Annotated in this window: 17 protein-coding genes; 11 read left to right on the top strand and 6 right to left on the bottom strand. The window is 44.1% G+C overall.

Annotation, left to right across the window (positions count from 1 at the left end; translation table 11 throughout):
* Nucleotides 1-27: 27 nt before the first annotated feature.
* From G6053_RS22380 to G6053_RS22400, 5 genes are all read right to left on the bottom strand, one after another.
* On the bottom strand, nucleotides 28-1,467 hold the full coding sequence (locus G6053_RS22380) for an efflux transporter outer membrane subunit (RefSeq protein WP_165308539.1): 1,440 nt from the start codon (nucleotides 1,465-1,467) through the stop codon (nucleotides 28-30).
* Nucleotides 1,460-4,621: an efflux RND transporter permease subunit gene (locus tag G6053_RS22385; protein ID WP_165308540.1), complete on the bottom strand. Its 3,162-nt coding sequence runs from the start codon at nucleotides 4,619-4,621 to the stop codon at nucleotides 1,460-1,462. The genes G6053_RS22380 and G6053_RS22385 overlap by 8 nt, the downstream gene beginning before the upstream one ends.
* Nucleotides 4,622-4,636: 15 nt before the next feature.
* Nucleotides 4,637-5,716, bottom strand: coding sequence for an efflux RND transporter periplasmic adaptor subunit (locus G6053_RS22390; protein ID WP_165308541.1), 1,080 nt, complete (start codon nucleotides 5,714-5,716; stop codon nucleotides 4,637-4,639).
* A 108-nt stretch (nucleotides 5,717-5,824) separates the two neighbouring features.
* Nucleotides 5,825-6,247 (bottom strand): hypothetical protein, encoded by a 423-nt coding sequence (locus tag G6053_RS22395; protein ID WP_165308542.1) that lies wholly within the window; start codon nucleotides 6,245-6,247, stop codon nucleotides 5,825-5,827.
* Between the two features lie 222 nt (nucleotides 6,248-6,469).
* Nucleotides 6,470-7,006, bottom strand: coding sequence for a hypothetical protein (locus G6053_RS22400; protein WP_165308543.1), 537 nt, complete (start codon nucleotides 7,004-7,006; stop codon nucleotides 6,470-6,472).
* A 123-nt stretch (nucleotides 7,007-7,129) separates the two neighbouring features.
* On the opposite strand from G6053_RS22400, the gene G6053_RS22405 reads away from it, so the two are divergent.
* The 3 genes from G6053_RS22405 (at nucleotide 7,130) to G6053_RS22415 (ending at nucleotide 9,287) form a co-directional block, all read left to right on the top strand.
* The gene (locus G6053_RS22405) at nucleotides 7,130-7,276 is read left to right on the top strand and encodes a hypothetical protein (RefSeq protein WP_165308544.1); all 147 of its coding nucleotides are present in this window, start codon (nucleotides 7,130-7,132) and stop codon (nucleotides 7,274-7,276) included.
* A gap of 130 nt (nucleotides 7,277-7,406) precedes the next feature.
* The gene (locus tag G6053_RS22410) at nucleotides 7,407-8,462 is read left to right on the top strand and encodes a hypothetical protein (RefSeq protein WP_165308545.1); all 1,056 of its coding nucleotides are present in this window, start codon (nucleotides 7,407-7,409) and stop codon (nucleotides 8,460-8,462) included.
* Nucleotides 8,463-8,546: 84 nt separating this feature from the next.
* Nucleotides 8,547-9,287 (top strand): hypothetical protein, encoded by a 741-nt coding sequence (locus tag G6053_RS22415; RefSeq protein WP_165308546.1) that lies wholly within the window; start codon nucleotides 8,547-8,549, stop codon nucleotides 9,285-9,287.
* 11 nt (nucleotides 9,288-9,298) lie between these two features.
* Here the strand turns inward: G6053_RS22415 and G6053_RS22420 are convergent, their stop codons facing one another.
* Nucleotides 9,299-10,141 carry a hypothetical protein gene (locus G6053_RS22420; protein WP_165308547.1) on the bottom strand — a complete coding sequence of 281 codons (843 nt, stop codon included), beginning with the start codon at nucleotides 10,139-10,141 and terminating at the stop codon, nucleotides 9,299-9,301.
* 265 nt (nucleotides 10,142-10,406) lie between these two features.
* Here G6053_RS22420 and G6053_RS22425 point away from each other — a divergent pair, with 265 nt between their 5' ends.
* The 8 genes from G6053_RS22425 to G6053_RS22460 all read left to right on the top strand — a co-directional run bounded on the left by G6053_RS22425 (nucleotide 10,407) and on the right by G6053_RS22460 (nucleotide 22,480).
* Nucleotides 10,407-10,955: an RNA polymerase sigma-70 factor gene (locus G6053_RS22425; protein WP_165308548.1), complete on the top strand. Its 549-nt coding sequence runs from the start codon at nucleotides 10,407-10,409 to the stop codon at nucleotides 10,953-10,955.
* An 84-nt stretch (nucleotides 10,956-11,039) separates the two neighbouring features.
* Nucleotides 11,040-12,236, top strand: coding sequence for a FecR family protein (locus G6053_RS22430; protein WP_165308549.1), 1,197 nt, complete (start codon nucleotides 11,040-11,042; stop codon nucleotides 12,234-12,236).
* A 142-nt stretch (nucleotides 12,237-12,378) separates the two neighbouring features.
* Nucleotides 12,379-15,903: a TonB-dependent receptor gene (locus G6053_RS22435; RefSeq protein ID WP_165308550.1), complete on the top strand. Its 3,525-nt coding sequence runs from the start codon at nucleotides 12,379-12,381 to the stop codon at nucleotides 15,901-15,903.
* Between the two features lie 10 nt (nucleotides 15,904-15,913).
* Nucleotides 15,914-17,869, top strand: coding sequence for a RagB/SusD family nutrient uptake outer membrane protein (locus tag G6053_RS22440; RefSeq protein ID WP_165308551.1), 1,956 nt, complete (start codon nucleotides 15,914-15,916; stop codon nucleotides 17,867-17,869).
* 24 nt (nucleotides 17,870-17,893) lie between these two features.
* A complete protein-coding gene (locus G6053_RS22445) occupies nucleotides 17,894-18,247 on the top strand; it encodes an Ig-like domain-containing protein (protein ID WP_165308552.1) in 354 nt (117 codons plus the stop codon).
* A 172-nt stretch (nucleotides 18,248-18,419) separates the two neighbouring features.
* Nucleotides 18,420-19,451 (top strand): LacI family DNA-binding transcriptional regulator, encoded by a 1,032-nt coding sequence (locus G6053_RS22450; protein ID WP_165308553.1) that lies wholly within the window; start codon nucleotides 18,420-18,422, stop codon nucleotides 19,449-19,451.
* A gap of 158 nt (nucleotides 19,452-19,609) precedes the next feature.
* A complete protein-coding gene (locus G6053_RS22455; RefSeq protein WP_165308554.1) occupies nucleotides 19,610-21,067 on the top strand; it encodes a hypothetical protein in 1,458 nt (485 codons plus the stop codon).
* 18 nt (nucleotides 21,068-21,085) lie between these two features.
* Entirely contained in the window at nucleotides 21,086-22,480 is a 1,395-nt protein-coding gene (locus tag G6053_RS22460; RefSeq protein WP_165308555.1) for an alpha-L-fucosidase, read from the top strand.
* Nucleotides 22,481-22,656 lie beyond the last annotated feature (176 nt).

Here is a 22,656-nt window from a genome sequence, read left to right on the forward strand (position 1 = left end):
CCTAACAAGTAAAAAACAAAAATTATATTATTGACGATCCCATCCGCCACCTAAGGATCGGTATATGGCGACACTTGCTTTGAGCTGGTTGGCTTTCTTTTCCACCAGTTCAAATTTGGATTCCAGTGCATCGCGCTGTGTCAGCAACACCTCCATATAATCCGCCCGCGCATATTTAAACAGGTCATTGGAGATGTCTATGGATTCTTTGAGCGCATCCACCTCCTTGGTCTTGATTGCCAGCCCATTCTCCAGGTTTTTAATTTTGGAAAGCTGGTTGGCCACTTCGATGTAAGCCCCCAGTATGGTTTGCTCATAATGATATACCGCCTGTACCTGTCTTGCGTTGGCATTGTAATACGCCGCTTTGATCGCCCTCTTGTTGATCAGGGGAGCAGTCAGTTCGCCGACGAGTGAGGTCAGAAAAGACTCCGGTTTGATGAGGTAAGTCGGATCAAAAGCCTGCAAGCCTACACCAGCAGCAATATCCAGGGAAGGATAGAACCGTGCCTTCGCCGATTTGATATCCAGTTTGGAAGCCGCCAGTTCATATTCCGCCTGTTTGATATCCGGCCTATTTTCCAGCAGATCAGCAGGGATACCTGTATATACAGTCTGCGGAACAAGCTTATCAAACGCTTCGTGATCCCGTTGTACCGGCTGCGGAAACCGTCCCACCAGGTAGTTGATCCTATTTTCCGTTTCCGTTATCTGCTGCTGGATATCATACTGCATGCCCTGAGTCTTTAGGATCTGCGCCTCAAATCTTTTGATGGCAAGTTTATTGGACCGGGCATTCTTTTTCAGGTCATTGACCACCGTAAGTGCGTCATTTTGGATCTTCACATTCTCATTGATGACCAGCAGCTCATTATCCAGGGCCAGAAGCTCATAATACGCATCCGCAATTTCGGAGATCAGGTGCGTCACCATAAAGTTCTTCCCTTCTACGCTGGCAAAATAGCGCTGCAGCTGTGCTTTGGTCGCATTGTGCAGTTTGCCCCAGATATCCGTTTCCCATTTTGCCTGTACACCGACCCCAAAATCAAACAGCGGCTCAGGCATTTCCCTGCCCGGTTCGATTTCCGTATTTTTCTCCATCGCGCCAATATTGGTATAGCGGCTCACTTTGTCCACACCGGCACCGACCTTTACCCCCACACTGGGTAAATATTCCCCCTTTTTGGCACTGACTTCATTTTTGGCCATCTCGATTTCCTGGAGCATAATATGGAGCTCCTGATTGTTGGCCAATGCCATACCAATCAGCTCCTGTAGATGCGGATCATTGAAATAACTGTTCCATCTGATTTTTCCGGTATTGACAGAGTCATTTTCAGCTACCCCATATTTCTCCGGCACTGTTCTGTTTTCGGCACGCTGTTGTATTTCCAGGGGTTTGCAGGCTGCAAAACCGAGCAAGAAAAGTGCGATACCCGTATATTGATATATTCTGTTCTTATTCATAGTGTATCATGTCTTCGCTTAAAGGTGAATCGTCTTCGGCCTGGATCATTTTTCTTCCGTCAGCCAATTTTGCAAAAATGTAATAGAGTCCGGGAATGACGATCACGCCAAAGACTGTTCCGACGAGCATACCGCCCAGGGCAGAAGCACCGATGGTATGGTTCCCGATGGCTCCGGCCCCACTCGCAAAGACCAGCGGTACGAGTCCGGCTATAAAAGCAAATGAAGTCATCAGAATCGGTCTGAACCGTGCCCGTGAGCCCTCGATGGCTGCTTCCAGTATCGTGTCTCCGGCCTGACGGCGTTTGACGGCGAATTCAACGATCAGTACGGCATTTTTACCCAATAAACCAATGATCATAATCAATCCGACCTGGGCATAAATGTCGTTTTCCAGTCCCATGGCCTTCAATAGGAAGAAAGAGCCAAATACACCGACAGGAAGCGACAGCAATACCGCAAACGGAATAATAAAACTCTCGTATTGTGCGGCCAACACCAGGTAGACAAAAACCAATACGACCAAAAAGACATAGATCGCCTCATTTCCCCGTTGTGCCTCATCATAGGACAGTCCCTCCCAGGCCACTTTGTAGCCATGCGGCAAGGAAGCAAGGGCAGTCTCGTTGATCGCCTGAATGGCATCGGCCGTGGTATACCCATTGGCCGGCAGCCCGCGGATCGCAGCAGAGTTGTACATATTATAACGCGTGATCTCATTGGGGCCCTGCGTTTTTTTCAAGGTCATGAAGGCCGAATAAGGCACCATCTGATCATGGTCATTTTTGACATAGAGGTTCAAGATATCCGAAGGCAGCCTTCTAAATTCGGGTGATGACTGCACATACACTTTGAAAAATTGGCCAAAGCGGATAAAGCCCTGTTCGTAGGTACTACCGATCAGGATATTGAGGTTGTCCATGGCCTTACCGATAGAAACTCCTTTTTGCATGGCGGCATTATTGTCAAACACCAATTCATATTGCGGGTAATTGGCAGCAAAAAAGGTGAACACACCTGTCAGCTCCTTGCGTTTTTTAAGTTCAGCAATAAAGGCTTTGTTGACCTTATCAAAATCCTGGTAGTCTGTGGTTCTATTCAAATCGAGTAAGCGCATGGAGAAACCTCCTGAGGAACCGAAACCAGGAACAGCCGGCGGTTCGAAAAACTCTACGGTTGCACCCAGATTTTTAGATTTTTCTTCCAGTTCCTCCATGATCTCTTTAACCGAATGCTCTCGTTCGCTCCAAGTCTTCAGGTTGATCAGACAAGTCCCGGCATTCGAACCCCGGCCTTCGGTCATGATCTCATAACCTGCGAGGGAAGAGACCGACTCCACGCCGTCCACCCCCTGACAGATCTTCTGCAACTCGCGGGAAAGTTTATTGGTCTGTTCGAGCGTCGATCCTGGTGGCGTCTGAATAATGGCATAGATCGTCCCCTGATCCTCACTCGGTATAAAACCGCCCGGAAGCGTTCGGTTGATCAGGAACGTGCCTACACAAAACGCAATCAATATCCCCCAGGTGATGATCCTACGGCTGGCGATTTTTCGGAGAAAAGAAGCGTAAGAGCCGGTCACCCGATCGAAGGTACGGTTAAAGGCATCGAGCGCTTTGGTAAATAGATTTGATTTTTTAGGTTTTCCATGGTTATTTTTCAAGAGCATGGCTGCAAGCACCGGCGTGAGTGTCAGCGCCACCACGGCCGATATCACAATGGAACTCGCCATGGTAATTGAAAACTGACGGTAGAACGTCCCCACGGGGCCTGTCATAAAAGAAATCGGAATAAATACCGCCACCATGACCGCCGTAATGGCGATGATCGCACCTGCAATTTCAGCCATCACTTCCTTGACGGCACTGTAAGGTGAGATCGCACTCTCCTCCATCTTGGCATGCACGGCTTCGATCACGACAATGGCATTGTCCACCACAATTCCGATCGCCAGAACGAGTGCAAACAGCGTGACCAAGTTGATCGACATGCCGAACCACTGGATGACAAAGAATGTACCTATTAACGACACCGGCACCGCAATGATCGGGATCAGGGTAGAGCGCCAGTCGCCAAGAAAAATAAACACCACAATAGCTACCAAAATAAAGGCATCGCGCAGGGTATGCATTACCTGTTCGATCGAGGCATCCAAAAACTGCGATACGTCATAGCTGATCTTATAGTCTATACCAGGAGGGAAATTGCCCTTCATCTCTGCCAGCTTCGCTTTGACATCTTTGATGACATCATTGGCATTGCTACCATAATTCTGTTTGAGCACAATGGAAGCCGAAGGATGTCCGTCCAGATTGGAGTAGATATCAAAAAATTCACTGCCCAGTTCGACTTTGCCGACATCTTTGAGTTTGATATTCTCCCCTTCCGAATTCGCGCGAACAATAATGTTTTCGTACTCTTCGGGTTGATTGTACTGTCCTTTATAGGTCAATACATACTCCAGGGATTGGGCGGCGATACCCGAGCTTTGACCCAATCGACCCGGCCGGCCGATGATACTTTGCTCTCCGATCGCTTTCATTACCTCATCCACCGATAAGTTGTAGGCTCGCATGCGGTCGGGATTTAACCAGATCCGCATGGCATAACGGCGGCTACCCAAGATCTGGGATTTGGCGATCCCATGGATCCGGTTGATTTCAGGAATGATATTGACCGTTGCATAGTTGTACAGGAATTTCTCATCCATGCTTTTGCTGGTACTGTACAGGTTAACATACATCAACATACTGGGCTGGATCGGATTGACGATCACCCCCTCCTTTTGCACCAATTCAGGCAGGAGGGGCATCACCTGATCCACCCTGGTTTTGACCAGCACCACCGCATCGTTGGGATCCGTTCCCGGATCAAAGATCACGTTGACGGTCGCCTCCCCGGCACTGGTTGCGTCCGTGGCGATGTAACGCATGCCCTGCACCCCATTGATGGCATTTTCTAAGGTAATCAGCGAAGATTTGACAAGTACATCCGCACTGGCGCCCGGATAGGCTATCGAAACCGCCACCGTGGTCGGTGCGATCTTCGGAAATTGTTCGGTAGGAAGCTGCTTGATCGCCAGTCCCCCGATAAATAGGATGACAACCGATATGACAATAGCAAATACCGGTCGATGAATTACTTTTTTAAACATAGTGCTGCGTTTTAATTACTCTGCATATAAATCCAGGTTTGACATGACTTTCTCCGGGGTCTGGTACCTCGCTTCAATGGTCTGATTTTCCTGTACCATGCGAAGACCGTTCAGCAGAATCTTTTCGTCCTTATTCAGTCCCGAAGAGACAACATAGATATGGGGCAGTTCGGCAGCAACCTTTATTTCCCTTGCTTTTACTTTATTATCTTTTGTGATGACATATACATATTTCTTTTCAAGCTCCTCAAATGTGGCTTTCTGCGGGATCATCATCGCATTCACATAAGGAGAGGTAATGACGATATTTCCCGTCTCCCCAAAGCGTAATAACCCCTTTGGATTTGGGAACGTGGCCCGATAAGCAATATTTCCGGTTTCATTATTGAAGTCCGATTCGATCGTTTCAACAATACCTTCCTGACCAAATTCCTTGCCGTTGGCCATGTTCAGGCGAACATGCAGGGGGCTGTTGTCCTTCTTGGCTTCCATCTGATTGAGGTATTCCACTTCCGGCACATTGAAGTATACCCACATTTTACTATTATCAGAGAGTTCGGTGATCAATTCTCCCTCGTCCACCAGGCTTCCTTTGCGCACATGTAGTTTACCGACGATACCCGAGAATGGGGCTGCGATATCCGTAAATTTGAGGTGGGTGTTCATCGACGCCAGTTCGGCCTTAGCTTTCTCATATTTTGCTTTGGCCATCTCAGTTTCCTGGGGCGCAACGATATCTTTTTCAGAGAGATTTTTGGTATTTTGATATTCGATTTCGGCATATTTGACCTCTGCTTTTGCGCGGTTGACATCGGACTCATAGAGGTTGGGCATAATTTTAAAGAGCGGCTGTCCTTTTTGTACAAACTGTCCTTCATCCACAAATATGGACTGGATGTAGCCCTTTTCCTGCGCACGCAGTTCAATATGGTTGATTGAGCGGATCTGGGCAACATAATCTTTATTGACAATGGTGTCTTTTACCAGGGGTGTTGTCACGTTGAAAACTGCGGCTTCCTTCTTTTCCTTTTTTTCAGACTGACAGCTCGTTGATAGCACAATAAAACACAGGCTGATATACATGAAGCTTTTCATGATCGTATATTTTTATAATAATTTTTGAAAAATTTGAACAATAGTGTGACCAGCTTCCAAAATAAATGAAAGCCATTTTGATATTCTTTTAAAAAAATTAGTTAAAAATCACAGCCTGAAGACACTGTAATGGATATAAAGGGCGTTTTTTAATGGGCTAAGATGCTCTGTATTGGCAAGCGAAACTGCGGTGCACGTATTGTGAAAAGCGGGATGGATATAGGCGCTCAGATTTCCAAAACCCTCTTTGGCAAGCGCAAATAAATTAGTGGTATCCGAATCACTTCCTGTCTCGTCGTTTTCACCGTCTTTCTCCGCGACAAAAGCTCTGAGTTTTTCGTGGCGGTGGTGTCCACCTTTACGGATGACATCTACATCCTGTGCCTCGGTTTTTACCTGTCTGTTGTAGTGCTCGACAGCATGACGCTTGGCTGATGCAGGCTCATTTGACGCTGATGCATAATACCAGCCCAAACTGACAAGTATTGCACACAGAACGCTGAATAGATATTGATGGAATCTTCCTTGCATCGTTAAAGCAAATGTAATTAAACTTTAAAAAGGATGCAAGGAATTTGAATATAGAAGTTTTAAAGATTACAGGTTATTGTTACAAAGTATTTAAAATTAACCCATTAAAATTAAAATAATGATATTTAAATAGATCTAACGCGCTGATTCAGACACAATAAACAAAAGTCTGCTTGTATTTATGCCGCTACATAACGATCGGAACGCCCTTGGGAATACACATCAATCCTGCCCATTTCCGTAAAGGGTTTCTGAAAGAACCTGTAAGTAGCTATCCGCTTCTTCAAAACGTTTGAGTTCGATCTCATAAGATGCTGTCACAGGCTCAAGCGATGCTTCGCCTCCCTTAAAATCGACGTAAGCCATCACTGTATCACCGCCCCACATCCAGTCAAAGATCAATGCAAAACCGCTCTCGGTATAGCTGCCCAGTTGTTTAAAAAGAGCCAGCATTGGCAGTATCTCGTGATAGTTTTCGCTGAAATGGAGTGCTGCAAAAGTCCAGCGCTGATTTGTGTCATCGTATTGTTCCATAGCTCCGTAAGATGCTGTTCTGAGCAAATCATCCAAGACATCACGGATACACTGTTTTGAATAGGTAGGAATGGTTTCCAAGACTAATTTATTATACATCTGGCGGCTTTCCCACCATTGCAACCAATTCTTATCAATGGCTGCCTGCATTGGTCTCGCTGCGAAAAAAGCGTTTAATCTTTCTCTTTCAATTTGAATGCTGATATAGAGCGTATCCAGTTCCATACATGTATTTAGATTATTCCATTACTATAAAAGTATTGCTTAAATTATGATAAGCTTTATACTTAAAATAAGCAAATACCGAACTCCAAATGAAAATAATGAAAATCAAGATATTTAACAACAATGTCCAAAAAAATTAGTCTATCAGCTGACGCTTCGGATATAGACATCATTCGATCAAATAGATCAATGGCTGAACAAAGACCAGTGACCTATTTGATCGAAAGGTGCAATGAGATGAGCATCGATAATAGAAATGCCAAGGATTAAAGTTCCGCGGTCAAAGTCGACTATGGCTTCAAAGTCGACGAATCGTAAATCAGGCAGGACAGATATAAATCAGTAAAAAAATATTCGATCTTAATATGCACATTTGCATGTAAACAACGTCGATTCAAACATGAAAAAATATATTATCGTATTCAGTCTTTCGCTACTCACGTTAACTGTCGCTGCGCAGAAAAGAAGAAAAAAGCAGGTACCCCCACCAAAGGAGTTTATCCCTGTCGTTAAACCAGACTATATTACCAACGGTTCGGCCGCAGATACTCTCTCTGTGCCGATGCCCACAACCAGCTCTGTTCCTATCCTTTACACAATCGCCCCCGTTCCTATCCATGCCACAACCATCGAAGGAAAAGAAATGCGTTTCAAGAATATCGAAGAACTGACGACGACAGACTTATCGAAACTGAAAGAACTGTCATTTCGATCGGTGGGTAGCGGCAAGTCTATCGACAGCGGCATTTTGCAGCAAATCATTGAACGTGCTACGCAACTGGAAATACTAGGTATTGACAATTTCGAGTTAGCTGTTTTTCCTGAAATCAAGACAGCTCATCATCACCTAAAGAAACTGGCACTACGAAAAAACAAGCTAACATCACTGCCAGCAAGCATTTCCAATCTTACCGCGTTAACAGCTTTCGACTGTGACAACCCTCTTGCCGAACTGCCGCCATCATTCACACAACTCAAAAACTTAGAAGAACTTGGACTGTACAACCACCTATTTACAGCCTTTCCAGCAGAAATCTTTAGCCTGAGCCAACTTTCCATATTATATCTATCGGGCAATTACAAAAGTGAAACGAAACTGAAGGAACTACCTGACCTGTTTCAGCAACTGCCGGAACTAAAAGAGCTGGGTATACAAAATGCAGAACTTTCTTCATTGCCCAGATCTATCGCGACATTAAAAAAATTGGATCACGCAAATTTTTCCAACAATCAATTTAAGTCGTTTCCCGAAGTACTTGCTACAAATCCCAAGCTGGTCTATGTTCCCTTTGACGATAATCCCCTGCAATGGGAGCCATTCCTGGCCTCTATCAAAAAAATACAATGGCGAGGACTGTTCTTCCTGTACGAAACAGGATTTACCAAAAAACAGTACGAACAGCTTCAGAAGATCCTGAGCAAAATCGATGTGTATTACGACGGCATGAATGACTAAGATTTAGCGGATCTTTCAACGGCCTCTTTGGGCAGTCTGGCCGCAAGTCAAACGGCCAATAATCTAATATGATGATCAATAGCGATGAATAACTCAAACGAAAGTTATCTAAAAGAGACAAGGAAATTGTACGACAAAATTACGTACAAATTTCTGATGCCAGTGCTATATATTGTATTCCTGTGCGTCAGTCCGCCACCTGTTCTTATCTTTACGATAGTCTTATCCCCGCTGCTGTTTATACTATTTTTTAACCGTAAACTCTTCAGTAAGAAGTTCGCTATTTTTTCGTTTGTGATCTTTTTGACCGGATCAACTATCTATTCCTGCTTACCGTGGTTTCAATACCGGAGCTTTCTTTTTTTTCATCCCAGCTGGACGGAAGCAGAGGGCAGAATTATTGATTATAAAATCCGCTGGACGCCAACGACAAAGCACTCCGCAGCTTCATCTACCGCATCCATTACCTACACGTACAGGGTCGGGGACAAAGAGCAGCGAGTTTACGCTTCGGAGGCAACCCGCCGTTACTCCAATAACTTATGGAATACAGACGGCGATATCGAAGGCCATAATTTAGCACTGGACAAGCAGATAAAGGAGTACATCAACGCTAAAAATTATAAAATACTGATCAATAGAACAGATGATTCCAGACTATTTATTCCTTTGGATTATTTTAGCTTTTGGGTCGCTCTCCCCCTTCAGATTATCCTCATGCTTCTAAAAATCATCGTAGCATTGGCCATTATTATTTCGTTGCCTTATATCTATGCATATGTACTTGAGCGGATCAAGAAAGCAAAGGGTACTAGCATATCATAAGATCACTCAATTTAATTAAACCGTATCGCAACGGCACAAGGGATACAAGTTGAAACAGGAAGGTTTAAGATTGTATAAATTTGTGTTTTTTTACCAATCAAATTATCGGCAACATCTTTTAACAGTTCCGTGTTTTGGTTCGCATTTTTCATACCATCGATATCAGATTTTACGACCTGCCCATTTGAGGAAATTGTAAGATTATAAAATAAATTAATTGTTCCGTACGGATTATCAGATGTATAGTCTAGATCACCATAATTTATGCTCATATTACAATTATATTTCCGACTTTTTAAATGTTTGGCATCAAATACAATTTGATTCTTATTGAAGTCAATGATCTTGTTTTCAAGCTGACGGGACAATATCATAGAAAAATCGCTATTAGAAATTTGTTCAATTTTTGGATTTAAATTGGCATCTTTCAACATTTCATCCACTGAAAAATATCCTTTTATATCGTTTTTAGGATTTTCTTTATTTTTCCGGGCGATGGTCCACATGGGATAAATTTGACCTCCGATATAACCTATTTTCGAATTATATGGATATTCCTGATAATCTCGCCAATCCATAAAAATTGTGTCATTACTTTTTTCACCAAAGAATTTAACGATATGAACACTGTCCGTTAGACTAATCTTATATAAATAAATTGCATTTAATTCTTGGACGACTGCGACAAGAAATGTGTTATCCGAATTCCTCCAGTAGGTCCCATTTGCAGGAACCTCATGCAAGATTCTTGCACCTGACAGTTGTTGCTTAGTTTTGGAGCCACAACCAAAAAGCATAAAAATAGCCCAAAATGCTATTTTTGTATAGGGTTTATTCGTATTTAATGCTGTCATTCATGTGGTCTCCAAGACTATGATGCAAAAATTAATAAAATTCACACGAAGTCCTTATAAAAAAGAAAATTATATATTGCCCGGCATTTCTTAAACCAGCAGATAGAGTAGCTAGTGCATCCGGTGGAAAAAGGCCGACCAGCAGCAATTGTCGTCTAAAAGTAGTTCAAATGATCCCGATTCAAAAGTTAAGCATATTTTCCTATATTTATGCGATGCTCCAAGAGCTCCTGTTATGTCAATTTCTTAATACATATTAAATCACTTGGAAAATTTGCAGAGATCGCTACCTTATGATATTGAATCGCTCTTTCAGCAGTATTACAAACAGCTCTGTCTGTTTGCAAATAATATCCTTCATGACGAAGCACAGGCTGAGGATGTTGTACAGAGCTTTTTTGCCGGACTTTGCGAAGGGCGCAATACCCTGCCCCAGGAGGAGCATGCCCGAAAAGGCTATCTCTTTATCGCCATCCGAAACAATTGCCTCAAACAGATCCGGAGCGAAAAAGTAAAAAGCAAATACTTCGACCAACTCGATAAGGACATGATCGAAGAACAGACGATCATGGATGCCATGATGCAGGCAGAAGTTATCAACCAACTGATGGAAGCGATCAACCAATTACCGCAGGGCTGCAAGCAAGTGCTGCACATGGCAATTTTTGAGAAGCTCTCCAACGATGAAATCGCCAACAACCTGACCATTTCCATTAATACCGTCAAAAGCCAGAAAAAAAGAGCGATACAGCTCCTACGCACGCGTTTGGATAGCCGCATGCTAGCGCTCCTATTATTTTTACTTCCTGACTAATAATATTTTACGATTCTTTTTATTTTTCCTTCCATCCTTTTGCAGTCTTTGTGGCTCTTTTAATCAAACAGCCGATTGAAGAACATGAAGGACCACCAATTTATACTCGTAGATTACTTAGTAAAGCATTTTAGCGGAACACTAAGTCAAACAGATCTGCAATCTCTCCAAAAGATCTTTGAAGATGATCCTACCCTGCGCGATCAATGGGAGCAATCCATCAGCCGGGGAGTCAAATCAAGTGATGCCCAGTTTTGGAGTAACCTGGACCTTGATCGGGCAAGAACAAAGATCTTAAACTACGAGCCGACCAGGGCAGCAATTCGGTCCGTAGGCAATGGCCGCCTACGAAACCTAAAAATCTATGTGGGCTTGGCCGCCAGCCTGCTCCTTATTATTGGTGCCGCACTGTTCCTGAATAAAACACAGCAGGATAAACAGATTGTCGCCGATCAGGTGTATCATTATAAAAATGATGTTTTACCGGGTGGACAGAAAGCCACACTCACCCTTTCCAACGGTAAGATTGTAGAACTTTCGCAAGAGCAGGCTACCCTGCAGGAACAACATGGTGAACAGCTCCGGATTAGCGATGGACAACTGCACTATAAACCCAACAGTGCGCAGGCAGAACTTGCTACGCTAAAAAATACATTGACAGTCCCTGCATCAGGGTTCTATCGCATGGTACTGCCCGATGGCACCAAAGTCTGGGTCAATTCAGCTTCTGAACTGAGCTATCCGCTAGCCTTCGGCAAATCAGTCCGCAAAGTAGAACTACGCGGAGAAGCTTATTTTGAAGTGGCCCATGAAAAAAATCGACCTTTTATTGTCACCACTGCCCATGGTGATATTAAAGTGTTGGGGACAGCTTTCAACTTAAGGGCATACAACAGTGCATCATCCAATGTCACCCTGATCAATGGCAGCATCCAGCTGACCAATACCAATAAAACGACAAAACAGGTCGTTCCTGGACAAAAAGTTGAATTCAATGGCAACGACATGCATATTTCCAAGGCGAATATTGAAAAGGAAATTGCCTGGCAGCAGGGCTACTTTTACTTCGAGCACGACCAGATCCAGGATATTATGGAACAGTTGGCAAGATGGTATGACATCCAAGTCATTTATCAGGGGCCCATCACCAAGAAAACCTTTGGGGGCAGCATCAGCCGAAGCGTGAGCCTGGCCGAGGCGTTGGAATTGATTAAGCGTGGCGCCGGAGTTGAATTCGCCATCGACAAGAAAACCGTCACCGTCAAGAACAAAAACAAGTAAGACAAGCAATTATTAAAGGAGGACCTATTTATGATTTAGAGATTTACGTAACCAACCTTAGTGGTACCGCATCAGTCGATGCTAATTAAAGGTACCTAAGTACCTGAATGAAAAACAAAAAACCAATCTTATTGCTGAATATATGAATTACTTTATCAAATGTAAAGATTACCTGTTCGGGAGTCGTATGACCGAACCTAGCTTTGCACCCCTTATTTCAAAAAAAGTGAAAGCAACCCTATTTCTTGGTTTACTATTTACTTATGGCGTATACGGTAAAACGGAAGCCCAACAAGTCACCATGCATCTCAACAAAGGCGACCTGAAGACGATCTTTCAGGAAATCAAGAAACAAACCGGCTATCATTTCTTTTATGATGAAAGTCTCTTTAACGATCTAAGAAAGGTGAACGTCAACGTCTCCAACCAAAAGCTGGAAAACGTACTCAAAGAACTTTCGGACGAGCTGCCGCTTCAGTTTGAAATGCACAAAAAGCATATTATCGTCCTGCCAAGTGCGCCAAAAAATACCGTTCAGGCCCAACAACAATACACGATTAAAGGCAAGTTGATTGCCCAAAAAGACGGTGCCCCCATTGAAAATGCAACAATCAGTTTAAACGGAACGAATACCGGAACATCCTCTGATAGCAACGGAAACTTTATGCTAAAATCCACACTATCAGAAGGTAGCTTGACGATCTCCCACCTTTCCTTCAATTCACAGACTGTCAAATTTAACAGTGCTACGGCTGGCAGCTTAACCGTATCCCTAGTAGAAAATGACAGCGCTTTGGAAGAAGTTGTTGTTGTGGGCTTCGGTACACAAAAGAAGGTCAACTTAACAGGGGCTATTTCACATGTTGGCAAAGAAGCTTTTGAGAATCGTCCGGTTGCCAATATCGGGCAGGCTTTACAGGGCCTCGTCCCCAACTTGAACATTACCTTTGGCAATGGTTCGCCAAACAGTACACCGGGGTTTAACCTGAGAGGCGGTACGTCCATGAGTTATAATACGAATACAAAAGTTTTTGAATCCGTCAATGGCGACCCCTTGGTGATCATCGATGGTGTCGAGAGCTCCACAGGTGCCCTGAATCAGCTTAACCCGAATGATATCATGGACATGTCTTTTATCAAAGATGCCTCTGCAGCTGCAATCTATGGTACAAAAGCAGCCTATGGCGTCATCCTGGTCCGCACCAAACGTGGGGAGTTCAATCAAAAAGGCAGGATAGCCTACAACTTCGATTCCAACTTTGATACGCCTTCTGGCCTTCCTGATATCCTCAACGCCTATGAGATCCAAAAATCGGGTATGGACCGAACACTATGGACAAATGGCAAACCCAACACATCGGATGAAAAAAGGCTGGAAATGATCCAAAAGTACATGGATAATCCAACGCCTGAAAATGCTTGGTATCAGGAGGGAAACAACATCATTTGGGTAGCCAATGTCAATCCATTTGAGGAAGCGGTCAAAAAATGGACCCCGATGCAAAAACATACGCTTAACCTCAGCGGTGGTGCCGAATCCATTAACTACTATATTTCCGGAGGCTTACAGAATCAATCGGGTATGTATAAGATCAACACCGATAAATTGAAACGCTACAATGCCCTGATGAATATCAATGCCAAAGTGAATAGCTGGTTCAGCGTTTTTGGGAAAATAGGTTTTGACCAGACCAATTTCAACAGCCCTTATATTGTTGGCGGAAAGGGAAGCATCTGGTCTGCCATGATGGGCGAGACGCACAAAAACATCAATATGCCCATCCAAACGGGGCCAAATGATCCTTTGCCCAATACCTACACCGATAACATTCTTGCCTGGTTGAGTTATGGTGCTAACAACCAGTCCACGGACAGAAGAGTATCATTATTGATTTCGCCCGAATTTACCCTTATACCCAATGCACTGAAACTAAAGGCCGACCTGAGCTATCAACCACAATCTTATAGCCTGAATCGGTATAGTCCAAAATTCAACCAAATAATAGATTCCTGGAAGTATTCCTCCCAACAAGCCGACGCAGGAGAGAATCAGGCTTATTTTGATAACAACAACACCAATAAATATTTGGTTAATATCTATGCTGATTACAAAAAGACCTGGGCCGAGAAACATAATTTTTCCACGGTCGTGGGATATAATCAGGAACAGACAAAATTTAATCAGATCACCAATAAATTCCGGAAACTGATCTCAGCAGACATACAGAATCCTGATGCTGCAGAGGATCCATCTTTGCATACTGTATCCCGAAATGCATATACGCTTGCCGGCCGTGCCGTATTCGGACGGGTGAACTACAACTATGCCGAAAAGTATTTCTTTGAGAGCAATCTGCGTTATGATGGTAGTTCCAAATTTACAAAGAATGATCGGTTTGTTACCTTTCCATCTTTCTCTGCTGGTTGGCGGATCTCGCAGGAGGGTTTTATGGAAGGTACAAGAAACTGGCTCAACGAACTTAAGCTGCGCGGAAGCTGGGGAAAATTAGGCAATCAGCCTTCCTCCATCTATCCTTATCAGGCAACAATGGAAACAGGAAAAGCTCCTTATCTGATCAATGGGGAACAGATCGTCTATATCAATCCGCCTGGCCTAGTTTCCCCTTATCTGACTTTCGAAAAGGCCAGAACCTGGAACATCGGTTTAGATGGTACATTGCTCAAAAACAGACTCGATGTTACCTTTGAGTATTACAACAGAAAGACCACGGATATCCTGACTGATGGCAGTGCCGCGTTCCCATCCGTTTTGGGTACGGTTGCACCTTTGGAAAATTCAGGGATACTGGAGACAAAAGGATTCGAACTTTCTTTCCTTTGGAAGCAGACGATTAACAATGAGCTCCGCTATCGTGTCGGTCTTAACCTCTCCGACTACCTGACCAAGGTACAGCATTATGCTTCTAATACGACCATGATGATTGTCAATCAATCAAACAGAGAAGTGATGTATGATGGGAAAACCGTTGGCGAAATATGGGGATACCGTACCGGCGGGATACTGCAGGAAAGTGATTTTGCCGGCAAAAATCCACTCAATGGCAACTGGATTTACAATGGTGCTTATCAGGGAACGGTATTTCCAGGCTATATCTGGTACCAGGATCTGGGCGGACCTGAGGGAATTCCGGACGGTAAAATAGATGCTGGTTTGAATACGCTGGCAAATCCGGGTGACCGTGTCGTCATCGGAAATTCCACACCACGTTATCGGTTTGGGATCACTGGAAATGTGCAGTACAAAAATTTCGATCTTGATTTCCTATTCCAGGGCGTACTGAAACGTGATATCTGGACTGGCTTATCGTCCTATTGGGGCGGTGGCGCTGGCTCAAAATGGATGTACGAAAGATCCTGGACTCCGGATCGTACCGATGCCGAATTTCCCATGTATGGCCTTTCGGTCGACGTTCAGGACCGATATCTGATCAACGGTGCCTACCTCAGACTCAAACAAGCCGTATTAGGCTATACCCTGCCTAAAGAGCTGACCAAACGATTTGGCGTCGAGCGGTTACGCTTCACACTGGCCGGTTACAATATCTTTGAAGTGACTAAAATACCAACAATTTTTGACGTCGACCAGATATCCGCCGATTATCCGCAAAAGAGATCCATTGCTTTTGGTGCCCAAATTGTCTTCTAACTAAACTATTATGAAAAAGAACATATTCAGATTAATCGTGATTGGTGCAGCATCATCCCTCTTGCTGACCCAGTCCTGTAACGATAAATTTTTACAACTAAGTCCTGAGACCGACCTATCGAAGGACAACTCATTATATACTGAAACCGAATTGAAACTCTACCTGAATAACCTCTATAGCCGGTATATTCTAGGGCATGGTACGGTCTGGGCAGATGCCAAAGTCAATCCCAATGTGGTTGGCGGCAGCCATCTGCTGGCCAGCGATTTTATGACCGACAATATGGTCCGTTATGGCAATATTAGCAGTATCCTGGATAACACATTTATTCCGCCAAATGGAGGCGCTTCGGTCGACTGGACATGGGAAAATCTGCGCTCGGTCAATTATTTCATCCAAAACTACACAAATGCATTGCCCGCGGTCAATAATGATATTACCCGACTGAACAAATATATCGGGGAGGCGTATTTCTTTAAATCCATGGATTATTATCGCAAACTGATGTTGTTTGGCGATGTACCCTGGATTTCTAGTGATTTCAATATCGACAGTAAGGAATTGTTCAATCCTAGGGATAAGCGCACCGTGGTCGCTGATTCCTTAATGAAGACGATCGATATGGCCATTGCGGGACTGGAAGGCGTCACCGGCCGTCCCGATGGACGCATCAATCAGGATATGGCACTATTTTTAAAAGCACGGATAGGCCTGTTCGAAGGTTCCTTTCGAACCTATCACAACGAGCTATCCTTGCAAAGTACAGCAAAATCTTTCCTAGAAGCTTCTGTAGATGCCTGTGAAAAAATCATAGCCACTGGTCGCTATCAGCTCTATGCCACAGGCGACAGCCCTTATTGGAAATTATTTACGTTTAAAAAAGACCCAAATTCTGACGGTAATAAAGAGGCTATTTTAGCCAGGGTATACAATGGTACTGTGGTGGGCCATGCCACTCAACGGTATTGGGATCAGAACAACAGTGTCTCAGGCGGGCGACCAGCGGGAGGTGCAACACGTGGGCTTATTGACGAATACCTCTGTATTGACGGGAAACCCATCTATACCTCGGGCGCGGCTGGCAACTATACCGCCAACCCCCTATTCAAAGGATATGATGGCCTATGGTCCGAACTTGAAAACCGCGATCCACGCCTGAAGCAAACCATTAATTATCCAGGTGAAAATCGTTCCCTGTTTAACAGAACGGATGGAACCACCAGTCTCGAAAAAAATGGTATCACATACCCTAGACTATCCTACAATGTCAGTGGAGGCAGCACGGTAACCGGTTACCTTCCCATTAAACACTGGATGGGTGACCGGACCGAAAATGAGGCGACGACAAACGGACAACAAACGGCTATTGAATTCCGCTATGGAGAGGTATTGCTGATGTTGGCAGAAGCTAAAGCTATCCTAGGCACTTTGACTCAGAATGACCTCGATCGGACGATCAATCTGTTGCGCCAACGTGCAGGATTTGATTTTGCAAAATACCCCAGCAGCAAGCTCGAGCTTGGCAACCCTCCGGCAGACCCAAGGCTCGATGAGATCTACGCTACCAAACTGGATTACACCGTTAGCCCTATTATCCGTGAAATCAGGCGTGAACGTCGTGTAGAAATGGTCTTAGAAGACCGCCGTTATGAGGATTTGATGCGCTGGAAAGCCGGCAATCTGATGACCGTTCCCCTGCGCGGCATGAAATTTACAGCCGAAAAAGGAAAATTATACGATGGTTCGCATACCGCCAAACCTATTATCGCCCTCAAAGAAGAAGTCAATAAAGACATCTTTTTGGATAATAATGGATTTATTATCGCATATCCGAGGAGTGCCACCATCACAAACGGCGTCGCCTTATGGGCAGACTACCGCTACTATTGGCCATTACCTTTATATGACCTCACGTTGGACGGTAGCCAGCTGGTTCAGAACCCCGGATGGTTGGGTGCAAAATAATGAGGATAAAAAAGAAATAATATCATGAAAATTAGATCAAATATATACCTGTTGCTAAGCTGCCTGTGCGGAAGTTTAGTTTTTCATTCCTGCAAAAAAGATCTTGGTCCGATCAAAGACAATTTAACTGTTCGGGAGGCCGTAAATTCGGGGGGCTTTATGCAGATCCCTGTTAAAATCGGTACACCGCTCCAGATCAATCTGGCAGTCAATCCCGGAAACCGTACTGTAACAGACGCGACCTATAGCAACAAACATCCCGAAATTGCCACGTATAGCAATACCGGGCTGGTTACTGGCTTAGCCGTCGGCAAGGACACTGTCACCATACGATCTGGCGAACTCAATGTATGGTATATTGTCAATGTAACCAACTAAAAGCCAACGATCGACAAGCTCAAAAAATAATGGTAAGAGATGACCATGTATTAATTAGTGTTTAGTTTAGACTATCAGGCAAAACCGCCTGGTAGTCTTCTTTCATATACCGGGATAGTACAGATAAAACTTTCAATAGGCCACCAATAGTAAATAAAAGCAATTCCAAAACATGAAAAGAATAACTATAAAAAATATTGCCAAGGCTTTAGGCTACTCTGTAGGTACCGTATCCAAAGCACTCTCAAATAGTCACGAAATCAGCTCATTAACTAAAGTTAAAATTCAAAATTTTGCTCATGAGAACGGCTATCAATCCAATCAATATGCCAAACTATTGCGTAAGGGGCGAACAAATATTATCGGTATGATTGTTCCTTCGATCGGCAATCCGTTTTTCTCGCAGATTCTCGAAGGTATTGAAAGAGAAATGTCCGAAACGGCTTACAACCTGATCATTATGCAGAGTGCGGACGACCCCAAGCTTGAATTGAAACATTTAGAAATGTTATCTAAAAAGGGGGCGGATGCTATCGTCATTGCAGCAACAGGAAATAGTATCTCATTAAAATATCTCCGAAAATTAAAAAATGAGGGCACCCCTATTGTCCTTATCGACCGGACCAATTACGATATAAATACGTATAAGATTGGAATAGATAATTTCAAAGTCGTTTACGAAGGTATTTCTCAGTTAATCAATCGCGGTAAGAGAAAAATTCTATTTATTTCCAATCTATCGCCAGGAACATCATCGGAGCGTCGGCGTGGTTATATTCAATGTCTACGGGATTTTGACATAGCTTATAATTCGAATTACGTGCTATCGATAGAAACGAATAGAAGAAGAATAGATGTGCTGGACCAGCTAAAAAATCACCTCACACATTTCGTTAATTCAAGTACCCCGCCCCAAGCAATTTTTACCGCATCAGATCAACTTACCTATTTAACCTTAGAGGCTCTACATACAATCGGAATCTCCGTACCGGATCGTTTAGCCCTTATCGGTTTTGCTAATTTCCAATACACCAATATTTTTCAGCCGTCATTGTCAAGCATTGTACAGCCTTCGCGTGAAATTGGATCTCAGGCTTTCGCTATTCTCCATAAAATTTTGGACAGTTCGGATAACGAGATTGCAACACAGTACCAAAACATTGAATTACAAGCGTCTATCCTCACACGCAAATCCTCTGAATAAAGTATATCAATTGAAACGTTTTCGTAAGTTACGCAAACGTTTGACTTAAACGGAAATCGCTATAAATCAAAATATATTCTCTACTATAGATATGTGTTTTGGTTGCCCCTAAGTAACCAATACCCATTAACAATTATAGATTATTTATTTCAAAAATTATGAAAAAACCAACAAAAAGATGGATGCAAATCATTCAACGAATTGCATTGTCCACCACAATCCTATCACTTTTTTTCGCCTGTTCAAAGCCATTGTCAGAGCAAGGTACGACAGAAATCCGACGGTCAAAGGCCTCCTCGAATGGCGTCATAGACACATCACTATCCAACCTTACATTTGTCACGAATCCGGTCAATCTCAATATCATTATGTTTGTCCCCACAGACAATCCAGCCTTACCCGGCTACAAAACCCGGCTATCTCAGCTGTTTGTCCATTTTCAGGACTGGTTACATAATGAAATGGGGCGCTATGGCTACAGCAATTATCTGGGTCTGGCAAAAGATTCCACCGGTCTGGTTAACATTATTGAAATTCCGGCGGCGGGAGCACAAGCGGACTATCCCTATAGCTCAGCTATATCAGCCGGTAAAATTATAAATGAGATCAATGCCTACAAAACCAGCCATCCGGGCCAATTTTCATCCAACAATCACTACCTGGTACTTTTGCCGGCGAGAACAGACGGCGATGGCAGCCAGCCATTCTATGGCTATGGAAAATACTGCTTTGCAGTGGACAATTCCTCCATGTCCGTCAATGGAATTCCGAATCCGAGCTCAAACTATCTCGGCGGTATGCTCCATGAATTGGGACATGGATTAAACCTGCCCCATAACCGTGCTAAATATGTCAGTGAAGAACCTACCTTGGGCACATCACTGATGGGAAGCGGCAATGTGAGCTTTAGCAAGGGGTTGCCTACTTTCCTAACGGGCTCTGATGCAGCAATTCTCAGCAGAAATGAAGTTTTTCAATCAACAGTAGCAACAGCCAGTCCTTATCAGGCGCCCAGTTATACCGTACAACCTCAATTTGCCATTGACAACAGTCAGCAAAAAATCTTTATTACAGGAAATTATACTTCTAATTTGCCTGTGAGCGAGATATTGGTTTATATGGATCCCAACGTGAACAACGAAGGTACCGGGGCCAACAAAGATTACAATGCAGTCACATGGAAGTTTGCGCCACTTTCTTCGGGTAGCATCCAAGGAACCATAGACCTCAATGAACTTTATTACAAAGGCAATACACCTTACGAACTTAAAGTAAAATTATTACTGCAAAATGGATACACTACGTCCAATGTTTACGATTTCAACTATGTCAACGGACTCCTGACAACCAATCAAGATTCGGTGTATACCTATTCCAATGCCTCCTATGCCGGTGTGAAAGGAAGCTTTGGTAAAGGGCAGTATACCACCTCGGATTTATTGGCGAAAGGCGTGACAGACAATAGCATCTCTTCCATTAAAGTTGGAGCCAATGTTAAAGTCACCTTATACAACGGAAATAATTTTACCGGCGATAGCCTCGTCGTTACATCTACGTCTTCCTATCTCTCTACGTTCAACGATAAAGTTTCATCCATGAAAGTACAAAACCGTTAGAAAGAGCAAAGCGCTGAGATGAAGAAATTACTTTTTAGAAAAACAAAAACAATCCTGCTTCTGCTATTTGCTTTGGCAGGATTGAACCTGTTTGGCCAGCCCGCTCCCTGGTTTACCGAGGACAAATTTGGGCTATTTCTGCATTGGGGTCTGTATTCGCAGACGGCCGGCGACTGGGACGGACACCCGACCAAAGGGGGTGAACATTTTATGCTCTATGAACGGATCCCGGTCAAGACCTATGCGAAGATCGCCGATCAGTTTAACCCGACCGCCTTCGATGCCGACCGCTGGGTGCAGATGGCCCATGATGCCGGGATGAAGTACATTGTAATTACAGCCAAGCATCACGATGGTTTTTCGATGTACAATTCGGCTGTCAGTGACTATAATATCGTCAGGAGAACCCCCTGGGCCAAAGACCCCATGCTCACGCTCGCGGCGGCCTGCAAGAAGTACGGGTTAAAGCTCTGCTTCTATTATTCCCTGGGCCGCGATTGGGCAGATCCCGATGTACCGACCAACTGGCCGACCAAAGCCGGCCGCAGCAATACCTGGGACTATCCCGATGAAGACGCCAAAGACCTGAACAAATATGTTGAAAACAAGGTCAAACCGCAGCTTCGTGAACTGCTGACCCAGTACGGCCCCATCGGTATTATCTGGTTTGATACACCGGAACTGATTACCAAAAAACAGAGTCAGGAGATCCGCGATCTGATCCACTCCATTCAACCCCAGTGCATTATCAATAGCCGGATCGGCAATGGTCTGGGCGACTATGCCGTGGTCGAGCAAACCTTGGTTTCAACGGCACGAAAGGATTGGGAAGCCTGCATTACGATGAGTGAAAATTGGGGTTACAACCGGCATGATCAAAAATGGAAAAGCCCCGAATTGCTCGTCCGCAACCTGATTGAAGTGGTCAGCAAAGGTGGCAATCTGCTGCTCAATGTCGGTCCGAAAGGCGACGGCAGCTGGCCGGTGGAGAGTGAGGAAAACCTACAGGCGATAGGCGCCTGGATGAAGGTCAACGGCGAAGCCCTATACGGCAGCAGCGTATGGAACGGCAATAAGGAAGTCGCGGCAGCGCAAGTGGCAAAAAAAGAATCCGACAAAGATAAAGCCAGCATGAAGGACGCTGTCAATGATGCAACCCCAAAAGAAATTGTATCAGACTATCGTTTTACGCAGAAGGGGAATGTTGTTTATCTCTTTGTGCGGAGTCCGGCATCAAAAGCGATTGCCATTCCGGAGCTTGCCAATGACAAACTTGCGATCAGCTCGATCAGCCTCCTTGGCAGCCCGTCGAAGGTGAAATGGACGCAGGGCCAAGATACGCTAGCACTTGTGTTACCAACTGTCAAAGACCCGAGTATACCGATTTATGTGTATAAGATTGAGACTAAGTAGTCCCCGCAATCAGATAATCCACCTGTACCCAATACAAGATCTCTCTAAAAGCGTATAATATTCACTAGCAACACTGATGTATATTACGACGGCATGAATGATTAACTTAAAAAGCCATATCTCGCGATATGGCTCAAAACTAAATAAACATAGACAACCCTATGATGAACATTGCT

It is taken from the genome of Sphingobacterium sp. DR205 (assembly GCF_011064245.1).
Classification (GTDB): Bacteria; Bacteroidota; Bacteroidia; order Sphingobacteriales; family Sphingobacteriaceae; genus Sphingobacterium; species Sphingobacterium athyrii.